Genomic DNA, 1,280 nt, shown 5'->3' with positions numbered 1-1,280 from the left:
ACGCAGACCGGTTAACACTTTATGCAGTCAACGAAGACCGCAGTTCCATTGTTTCCAAGGTCAAGACGGGGCTCAATACCAGCCGCGACCTGAAACTCCCGGTCAGTGCGCAGAGCATTGCGGGCTACGTTGCCATGGCTCGCCAGATGGTGAATATTGCGGACGTCTACGATGAGGAGGCGCTGAAGAAAATTCATCCTGCGTTGAGCTTTCTCCAGGAAGTTGACAAGCGATCCGGGTACAGAACCAAGCAGATGCTGGTGGCTCCCGTCATGGACGGAGAGACGTTGTACGGCGTGCTGCAGGTTATCAACAACCGGAGCGATCAGCCTTTTGGAAAACTTGAGGAAGACGGTGCGCTGCAGCTGTGCAAGACTTTGGGCATTGCCATACGCCAGCGAATGCAAAAAGCGGGCGACAGCCAAAGGCGCAAAGCTACCAAGTACGACGGCTTGGTGACGGAAGGTGTGCTGTCCCAAGAAGAATTACAGCAATGCATCCGCCAGGCCCGGGAAGAAGGTCAGTCTGTCGAGCATATGCTCATGGCCAACTTCCACATCCGGCCCACTCAGATTGGTGCTTCGCTTGCCAAGTTTTTTGGTGTGGCCTACGAAGCATTCAATGCTGGGCGGATTCGCTCGGAGATGTTGCATGGTGCGTTAAAACGGGACTTTATTGAACAGCAAGGCTGGATTCCGCTGGAGGAAACTACCGAAGGCCTCGTGATCATGTGTGTGGATCCGGAGGCTGTGCGAGGGGCACGCGTGGTTCCACAGGTGTTTCCCCGCGTCTCCAAATTTTCTTACCGCGTTACAACCCAGACCGAATTTGAAGAAACCCTGGGGCAGCTCTTTGGCGTGGCTGCAGACAGTAGCACCATCGACCAATTGCTTGCAGACATGGACTCACCACTGGAGAGTGAGTCAAATGACGATTCTTCGCTGGAGTCTGCCGCAGCGGACAACGAGCTGGTCAAGTTTGTCAACAAGGTCATCATTGACGCTTACAACCAGAAGGTTTCGGACATTCACATCGAGCCCATGCCAGGCAAAGCCAAAACCGGTATCCGGTTTCGCATTGACGGTACCTTGCAGCCCTATATCGAAGTGCCGGCGCAGTTTCGCCAGGCCATGGTCACGCGGCTCAAGATCATGTGCGACCTGGACATCTCTGAAAAGCGCAAACCGCAAGATGGGAAGATCAAGTTCAAGAAATACGGCCCACTGGACATCGAGTTGCGTGTTGCCACGATTCCATCCGCCGGTGGTGTGGAAGATGTG

Annotated in this window: 1 protein-coding gene; it reads left to right on the top strand. The window is 54.4% G+C overall.

Annotated features, from left to right (window positions below; all coding sequences use genetic code 11):
* Positions 1–1,280 (top strand): GspE/PulE family protein (locus tag AC1D1P_RS23665; RefSeq protein WP_477674692.1); only part of this gene is annotated, 1,280 nt, incomplete at both ends.

The organism is Polaromonas sp. P1_E1_2 (assembly GCF_056406035.1).
This window is presented reverse-complemented; position numbering and strand designations above follow the sequence as displayed.